The sequence below is a fragment of the Silvanigrella sp. genome, assembly GCF_044369315.1.
Classification (GTDB): Bacteria; Bdellovibrionota_B; Oligoflexia; order Silvanigrellales; family Silvanigrellaceae; genus Silvanigrella.
The window spans coordinates 1-8152 of record NZ_JBIPMD010000152.1; the positions used below are offsets into that span (position 1 = coordinate 1).

An 8152-nucleotide genomic window follows, 5' to 3' on the forward strand; every position below is an offset into this window, starting at 1 on the left:
TGCTCTGACAATTTTAAAAGTCTATTTTCCATCTCCATTTAAATCTCCTCCTCAAAAGGAGATTTAATTCTGGATTTATGCTTTGTAAAAATCACTTATTGGGAGGACACTTTAAAAAATAAATTGAGAAGAATTATATGAATGGAGTTAAGAAATTGGCAACCTGCTGAGCTTGAGTACCACCAGGCGAATTGGTTATTCCAGAAGTAACAGAAGTAATCGCTTGGGTGAGCTGATTGCTACTTCCCGAGTTAGAAGCTCCATTTACATTTGCAATTGTAGAAAATAATAAAGCAATTTGAGCATTAGTTAACGTACCACCAGCACGAAGTGTATTTAACAAGTCTTGCATTTGAAGCAGCAAATAAATGTCAAGTAACATTTGTTGTAAAAAAGACATGTCGCTTGTTAAGTTTGCGGAAGGAATTGTTGCCATTGTATTTATTGCTAAAACCAATTGAGAAAAAATAAAAGCGGAAGGAGGCGGAAGCACAGCTGCAGAAAAATTAATTGGATTTGAACTTGGATTTGATAGAGATTTATCCGTCGCTACTTTTATTAAAATATCATAAAGTTTAATTTCGCCAATAGCAGCGTAACAAGATGCTAAAAGAGATACCGCTGAGTAATTGCTAGGATCGGAGGCAATTATTGTTAATAATTTTGTTTGAGCTTCCGCATAATTGCCATTTTGCATATCGTTGATAGCTTGTTCTTGAAGACTTTTTTTTGTAGATAAGGTAGCAAGAACGTTACCTCCGCAAGATAAAGTAGCAACTGTTAATAATGAAATAGCAAAAATAAAATTTCTTTTTTTCATATTTCAAAACCTAAAGAAACAAAATATACTTTTTGTCCAACCAACCCCGATTGTATGGCCTCATCTCTTGAATAAACTCCTGCTTCTAAGCGAAATAAAAACATATTTAAGACGATCCCGTAGGAAGGCCATCCTTGTAAATAACCAAAACCAATTCCAAAAATTCGGGTGATTAAAACTTTACAGCCCATAAAAATTTTTTTCGGACGATCTTCACCATAGACATCGGTAATATCTCTATAATCCAAAGAGCAATGTAAGGCATTTGTGAAGTCGTGAAGAGCAAATCCAATACCTGCATTATAAGTTTGAAGCCAAGGAGGCAAACCCCCTGTAAAGGTCGTATTGCCAACATCAGCCACAACTCCTGCAAGTCTTAAATCAAAATTTTTAGTGCGGTATTGTGTTGTAAAACCAATATCCGTAGCAAGACCATTTCCTTTTTTCAAAGCACTCGATAATTTACTTGTTGCTATACCTGGATCTGATGCTTCAGAAACAGAAAGGCTTGTATTTACTTCTGAGTTATAAATATATTTTGGACCAATTCCTATGGCAAAATAATCGCTTAAAGTTGTGCTCATTGTTGTTGCCACACCAGCAAAAGCATTGTTTTTAATTTGCAATTGTGGAACCCCAACCGTACCAAATTTTTGACCATTGATATCCAGTTTTGAAGAAGCAAAACCTGCAATTCCAAAATGAGATGTAAGCACTCCTGCGGCATTGTCTAAACCAACATAAATTGGTTTTTTAAACGCATCTTCAATTATATTTGTTGCAAGAGTTGTTGTATTTCCTGTTGCGGCTTGAGCGGCATCTCTTGCTGCACTTATTGTTCCATCCCCCACACTCAGCGTACTTCGAAAAAAAATCCATCTAAAATAGCCTTCCCCAAAAGCGGGCAAACTTGGGTTTGAAAACAACACTCCTTCTTGAGTCGCTCTCGTCAAACTGGCACCACCGCTAGCAAGATCAAATGGATTTTGATAAATTGGGGCAGATTTTTTTAAACTAGAAGTATCTTGAGCATTTCCATGAAATGAAATTAAGGAAACAATTACAACATAAATTGTATAGAGCAATCGAAAATTAAAATATTTTTTTTTTAAAAAGAGGCTTCCATATGATATTTGTAATTCCAAATTGCCAATTTATTTATTGTCAATTTAAATCATCGGAAATTAAGAAAATGAAATGAGAAAAGGGAATGATTCATGACACAAAATGAAAAAATGAAAGTTAACAGAAGTCCTCATGCAACCATTATTTCTTATAATGGAATTTATCCTAAGTTAACAGATTCTGTTTTTTTAGCAGATGGAGCACGTATTATAGGTGACGTTATCATTGAAGAAAATTGTAGCATTTGGTTTAATGCCATTGTAAGAGGTGACGTAAATCATATTTACATAGGTAAAAATACAAATATTCAAGACAACTCTGTGGTGCATTGCACCTATCAAAAATTTGCAACTCATATTGCAAACGATGTCAGTGTTGGTCATTTAGCAACAATACATGGCTGTAAAATTGAACGTGGCTGTTTGATTGGAATGGGTGCCATTATTATGGATGGTGCCATTATTGGAGAAGAGTCCATTGTTGGGGCCGGAGCTATCGTAACGCAAGGTGTTACCATACCACCGCGTAGCTTGGTTCTTGGCTCACCTGCAAAGGTAATTAGGCAAGTTTCCGACAAAGAATACGAAGGTGTAATCGCAACCACACTCCGTTACCTTGAATATGCAAAAGGATATAATTATTCCTTAAATAAAAAGGATTTTTAAATAGATAAGCTCATTCCAAGTAAACTTGGAAAATTAAAAATAATATGTTCCCTTCCTTTATTTTCAGACTCTATCTGCATAAAAAGGCAATCTGCTGCGGAACATGGTTACACCCAAATTATATTAAGCATGATTTTAGCTCCTTATTTAGATCTTTCCACAACAGAACAATGTGAGTTGATTGAACTTTCGATATTTGCTGAATTGCCTAAAACTTTATTAGGAGACCCAAGTTACCACTTGCGACAAAATCATCCCGAAGTAAAAGAAATATACGACACCATAAGAGGAAAAATTTGGAAAGAAACAGAACTTTCTTTAGGAATTGAAACAACACGCTCTGCTACTTTATTTGGTTTACATGAATTGATCGATTCCTTTGCCTCTATGTTATATATTGAAAAAGAATGTTTACTTGGCAACCAGTTTTTTGGTGCTGAACGGCATAAAACATTTTACGATAAAAAAAGAAAACAAGCGTTAGCAAACAAAGATCTTTCTAAATTTCATCCTTGTTCTCTTTCCGATTCCCAGTCGCAATATAAAAAAACAAGCGTTACTAAATTTAATTGGAAAGATGCCATTACTTTATTGGATCAAATATTCGATGAAGCAAATAGAGGACGTCTTGAAAATGGAATTTCTGGATATTCTTCCACCTTTTTAGGAATGGTTGAAAAACTAAAGGAACATTATCGTTACAAAGGATGGAGTTATCATTTTCCAGAAAGTGTGGGAGAACATACGTTTCAAGTGGTATTTTTATGCCGCCTTTTAGCAACAAAACTCAATTTACCTGAAAAACTAAGGGTTCAACTTTATCATGCCGCTGCTCTGCACGATTTAGCAGAAGCCTATGCGAGTGATGTAATTTATCCTATTAAATTACGTGAAAAAGAAGTTGAAAAAATTCATCGAAATATTGAAAAAAACATTATTCAGAATATTTGCCAAAGGTTCCGCTTATCATGGCCCACCGATCCTCATATTTTAGCTATAGTAGATATATATGACCGTTTTTCTTCACAAATTTATTTTGATAGAGAAACTAGAAGTGGAAATACCCATTTTAATGTTCCTAATTCGTCAATGGAAGTGGTCAGAGATTTTTACCAAAAAGATTATCCCGAAATATTTCAAGAACTTGACAACTTATGGCTTGAATACGTCTCTAGTTTGTAGAAAAAAGAGCCTCTTTACCACTCATAAACAGAGTTCATCTTTTTTACCAAACCCCTTGCCAAGTATCTTTAGAAACGTTATAGGTTCTTCCTCCTGATAAGGTGCTGTGGCGGAGCGGCTACGCAAACGATTGCAAATCGTTTTCACATCGGTTCAAATCCGATCGGCACCTCCAAATTAAGTTTCATTTTAATCATTTCAACTAAAAATCAATCAAAGCAAAATGCATTTTTTTTGTTCAAAAATTTTTTTACAAAAATCTCCTCATTTTTTATATTTTTTAAAAAATTTCATATATACAATAATTTAGTTTTAATTTTTACAAATTTTTACAAAATTAAAACAAATTACACATAACATCTGTAATATGGAGATTGTACACAAGATGGTGTTTTCTCAAAGCTTGCCAAGGATTAGTAAAAATACAATTAAAAAAAACATTTAAGCAAAAATTCAATTAAAAGTACAAAACCGATTTTGGATGATCTCATTCATCAACCTTCCTTTTCCTTAGTCAGTCTATTTTTAAAGTTTATAGAAAATGACTTTTATGCTTATGGCGACTTATCTCTTTTTAAGTCCTATTTTGAAGATAACATCCAAAAAAGTTTTGATTATTTAATACAAACTCAAAAATTTAAAAAAGATATTTATTCAAATAAAATTGCATTTGATAAAAATGAAATCGACAATCACAATTTAACCAATGTATCTCATCATCTTCAAATACAAATACCTGAAAACATAAAAAATGATTTCATAAATTATACTCATTGCATTACAGAACAAATTCAAAATAAAAATATTTTATTTGAAAATACAGATTGTCATAATCAAGAAAATAATTCTTTCCTAAATAAACTTGAAAAGGATATTCAAAACCTAATTAAAGATAAAAATTATAGCAATTTTTATTTTATACAAGACTTGTCTCAAAAACAAAATACTTATGGACTTTTTGTCTATTATCGTTTTGATAATTGTCAACTCGTTTTTTATAATCCTAAAATGGGGTTAAAGCTATTTGAATTAAATGAATTATCGTTTTTAATTGAGAATATAAATAAGTTACTAAAAAAAGACAATCATTATTACTCTACATTTAAATTAAAGATTCTTCATGAAAAAAATGAAGCTGCTGTAAATTATAAATTAAATGAAACGAGCTTTCAAAGCATATTATTAAAATCAATCAAAGAATATATAAATTTTATAAACTCAAAAAAAACAAATTATTTATCCTCTACTTCAAAAGAGGATTATTTCTATTGCCAAACCCTTCTTAAAAAAGAGTGGTCAGATACGAATGTCATATTTAGTGAATTTTTTACAAAATATTCTGGTTTAATACATAAATTAAAATCAAATATGAATATTATAAATGAAAAAAGTTTTTGGATTTTCTTTTTAATTAACTTCTATTCATTCAATAGTGATATTATTAAAAATACTTTAAATACATTAGATCCATTTTTAGGAAAAGAAAAAATTAGTATTTTTTTAAATAATTATTTTAATAAAAAAACCTTAACATCAAGTTTACAATCAAAAAAAATAATTTGCCTGATTATTTTAGAAACCTATAAAAAACTTTCATTATGTGGTTTCAGAATTCCATTTTATAATTTTTTTAATGCTATTAACTTAAATAAACATAAATTTACCTTTGGCAAAAATTTATTAGAAAGTTTTAGGTTTGACTTTGAATCGACATTAATTGAGTGGAATGAACAAAATATTATTTATAATGAGCGTTATATTTCAAAAAGATACAATGCAACTTATCAGTCTATTGTTGGATTTAGCTCAATTGGAAAACTAAATATAGATTCTATAACAAAAGATTGTCCTTCCTATTTACAGTTAGAAAACCACTTTTTAACAGCAACAAATAATAATGATCATACGATTGCTAAATTTTGCTTAGGGTCTTTAAATAAAAATAACCTTTATCAAATAGAAAGTTTTTTAAGTTTATATTTAAAAGAGAAGTTTTCAAACATATTGAATCCTAACAATAAATATACCTTTATCCAAAAAATAAGTCCTCAAATTCATGATTTTATGGTAATTTATTACATTGAAAATGCAATAGAAAAACAAGAAATTATAAAATTAAATAACCCCATTTATTTATGTTATAACTTCACAGTAATTAGTAAAAATAATAAAATATTGACTAAAAATTTTAATTTTGGATTTTTAAATAATACAATTGAAAATAAATACACAATGGAAATTGCGGAAACAATTTTAAAATTTGTTTCCGATAAAAATATAAATCAATATTTTAGTAATAAAAAACACAATGAAATTTTGTACGAAAATTTATATTAAAGATTTTCATTTATAAACATTTTTATGAAAGAATCGGAGCGTTTATCAGATAAATAATGATAAGCAGTTACTTCATTACCTGCCGCATCTTCATTGCTAAAAGCATGTGTACTCATTCCATGAGAAACAAAAGTAAAATCTGCATTACAAGCAATCATCTCATCATAAAAATTCTTAATATCTTCAGATGAAACCATAGGATCCCTTGCCCCATGCAAAATAAGCATTTTAGGCATTTTTTGGTGAGAAGGAACTCTAATTTTACTTGTTAATAAACCGTGAAGAGAAATCGCTCCCATTAAACCCTCACCGTACCTTGCTAACTGCAAAGAAGAAGCACCACCAAAACAATAACCAATAGAAAATAATTTAGAATGATTTACATTTGAATTTCTTTTTAAAAGTTCAAACGGGGCTATGATTCTACTTTTATAAATTTCACTATTTTCAACTGCAGAATTCATTAATTTTGCAGATTCATCGGCAGTTGAACCAATTTGTTGATTTCCGTACATATCCGCAACAAGGACAACTGCTCCCATATTTGCTAACTTTTCAGCAACTTTTTTTTGTCTTGGGTTTATACCCCAAAAATCGGGGTACATTACAATTCCAGGTAGTTTTATTCCCTGTGATTTTGGTTCAACAATATAGCCCCGACAATTTGTATCTTGAACTCTGTATTCAATATCATAACATTTCATAAAGAATCTCCGTTTAATTAAACAAATTTGAAATCAATAATTTCAAATTCTCGAGTACCAGCAGGGACTTCTACCACAATAATTTCACCAATTTTTTTGTTTAATAATTCGTTTCCTAAAGGAGATCTCCAACTAATTTTTTTTAAATTTAAATTAGCCTCGTCTTCACCAACAATTTGATAAGTAACAATAGCCCCTTCACCATTTTCTAACTTAACAGTGGCTCCAAATAAAATTTTATTACCAATTTGTTCTTTAGGATTTACAATTCGAGCGGCAGAAATACGTTTATCTAAAAAACGCAAACGACGATCAATTTCTCGTAATCTTTTTTTACCATACTGATATTCTGCGTTTTCAGATCGATCTCCCTGTTTTGCGGCAGCGGAGACCTCTTGAACAACCAAAGGTCTCTCTTTTTTTGATAGTTCATTAAATTCATCGACTAATTTTTTATAACCTTCTGGGGTAATTAAATTAGGTTGTTTCTTTACTTCATTTTCATTTTCAAATTTCATTTTTACTTTGTTGTTTGAGTACCATAGGGAGCATATTCAACAGGAACCCAAACATAACCTTTCCCTTCTAGACGAATATGACCAATTCCTGGAAAAGGAAGATGTTCACCAGCAAGCCAAATTTTATTTTTTGCTGCATTTGAAAATAAAGAAGCTCTCATTGCAATTGCTTTTTTACTATCGGCATCAAATTGAACCCCAATTTTAGGATCTGGAAATTGTGTTGCATAGCTATGAATAACATCTCCTAAAATCAAAATAGTTTCTCCCTTAGAACTAAATTGATAACTTGTATGCCCTGGAGTAGGAATCGCTTTTAAGCCTGGTGATAATGTTTCTGCGACTGCAAAAGGCTTTAATTTATCTGCTGCCTGATAAGGCTTAACAGAATCTTGAGCCATTTTAAAATATTTTTTAAACTCTTCAGGAGCAGCATCGGAATTTTTCGAACTCAACCAAAAATCAGCTTCTGCTTGAGACATGCGAAGTATCGCATTTGGAAAATTGATCTTCCCTTCTGTACTTGTTGCTCCGCAAATATGATCTCCATGTAAATGTGTAATATAAATCGTATCAATTTGACTCGGTTCATAACCCGAAGCTTTTAAACTTTCTAATAAAGTTCCGGCTGTAGGTCCAAAACATTTTGAAGTTCCAGCGTCTACCAATATTAGATGCCAGTTAAGAGTTGAGAAAGATATTGTGAAGATTGAAGAAATAGCTCCAATTTGTTAGTTAATTGTTGCTTAAAAAAAAGTAACAAAGGAGCTACCAATGGATTGGCAGAACCAACTCATCACC

8 protein-coding genes and 1 tRNA gene are annotated in these 8152 nt (G+C 31.0%); 4 read left to right on the top strand and 5 right to left on the bottom strand.

Annotated features, from left to right (window positions below; genetic code table 11):
* Positions 1 to 133: 133 nt before the first annotated feature.
* Both ACIQ56_RS11695 and ACIQ56_RS11700 read right to left on the bottom strand, forming a co-directional pair.
* The gene (locus ACIQ56_RS11695; RefSeq protein WP_397601240.1) at positions 134 to 820 is read right to left on the bottom strand and encodes a hypothetical protein; all 687 of its coding nucleotides are present in this window, start codon (positions 818 to 820) and stop codon (positions 134 to 136) included.
* Positions 817 to 1965, bottom strand: coding sequence for a hypothetical protein (locus tag ACIQ56_RS11700; protein ID WP_397601241.1), 1149 nt, complete (start codon positions 1963 to 1965; stop codon positions 817 to 819). Before ACIQ56_RS11700 ends, ACIQ56_RS11695 begins: the two co-directional genes overlap by 4 nt.
* A 72-nt stretch (positions 1966 to 2037) precedes the next feature.
* Between ACIQ56_RS11700 and ACIQ56_RS11705 the strand changes: the two genes are divergently transcribed.
* From ACIQ56_RS11705 to ACIQ56_RS11720, 4 genes are all read left to right on the top strand, one after another.
* Positions 2038 to 2610 (top strand): gamma carbonic anhydrase family protein, encoded by a 573-nt coding sequence (locus ACIQ56_RS11705; protein WP_397601242.1) that lies wholly within the window; start codon positions 2038 to 2040, stop codon positions 2608 to 2610.
* A 129-nt stretch (positions 2611 to 2739) separates the two neighbouring features.
* Positions 2740 to 3792 carry a YfbR-like 5'-deoxynucleotidase gene (locus ACIQ56_RS11710; protein ID WP_397601243.1) on the top strand — a complete coding sequence of 351 codons (1053 nt, stop codon included), beginning with the start codon at positions 2740 to 2742 and terminating at the stop codon, positions 3790 to 3792.
* A gap of 100 nt (positions 3793 to 3892) precedes the next feature.
* A tRNA-Cys gene (locus ACIQ56_RS11715) sits at positions 3893 to 3967 on the top strand.
* A 302-nt stretch (positions 3968 to 4269) separates the two neighbouring features.
* A complete protein-coding gene (locus ACIQ56_RS11720; RefSeq protein ID WP_397601244.1) occupies positions 4270 to 6129 on the top strand; it encodes a hypothetical protein in 1860 nt (619 codons plus the stop codon).
* On the opposite strand, the gene ACIQ56_RS11725 is transcribed toward ACIQ56_RS11720, so the two are convergent.
* From ACIQ56_RS11725 to ACIQ56_RS11735, 3 genes are read right to left on the bottom strand one after another with little or no spacing between them, the layout of a single operon-like run.
* Entirely contained in the window at positions 6126 to 6833 is a 708-nt protein-coding gene (locus tag ACIQ56_RS11725; RefSeq protein WP_397601245.1) for a dienelactone hydrolase family protein, read from the bottom strand. The genes ACIQ56_RS11720 and ACIQ56_RS11725 overlap by 4 nt on opposite strands.
* Before the next feature lie 17 nt (positions 6834 to 6850).
* Positions 6851 to 7351 carry a transcription elongation factor GreB gene (greB, locus tag ACIQ56_RS11730; protein ID WP_397601246.1) on the bottom strand — a complete coding sequence of 167 codons (501 nt, stop codon included), beginning with the start codon at positions 7349 to 7351 and terminating at the stop codon, positions 6851 to 6853.
* Positions 7352 to 7353: 2 nt separating this feature from the next.
* Complete coding sequence (locus tag ACIQ56_RS11735; protein ID WP_397601247.1) at positions 7354 to 8019, bottom strand: MBL fold metallo-hydrolase; 666 nt, start codon at positions 8017 to 8019, stop codon at positions 7354 to 7356.
* Between the last annotated feature and the right edge of the window lie 133 nt (positions 8020 to 8152).

Coding starts and splice junctions, on each gene's coding strand:
- greB (WP_397601246.1), bottom strand. CDS start 7,351: ATGAAATTTGAAAATGAAAATGAAGTAAAGAAACAACCTAATTTAATT.
- ACIQ56_RS11710 (WP_397601243.1), top strand. CDS start 2,740: ATGATTTTAGCTCCTTATTTAGATCTTTCCACAACAGAACAATGTGAG.
- ACIQ56_RS11725 (WP_397601245.1), bottom strand. CDS start 6,833: ATGAAATGTTATGATATTGAATACAGAGTTCAAGATACAAATTGTCGG.
- ACIQ56_RS11695 (WP_397601240.1), bottom strand. CDS start 820: ATGAAAAAAAGAAATTTTATTTTTGCTATTTCATTATTAACAGTTGCT.
- ACIQ56_RS11705 (WP_397601242.1), top strand. CDS start 2,038: ATGACACAAAATGAAAAAATGAAAGTTAACAGAAGTCCTCATGCAACC.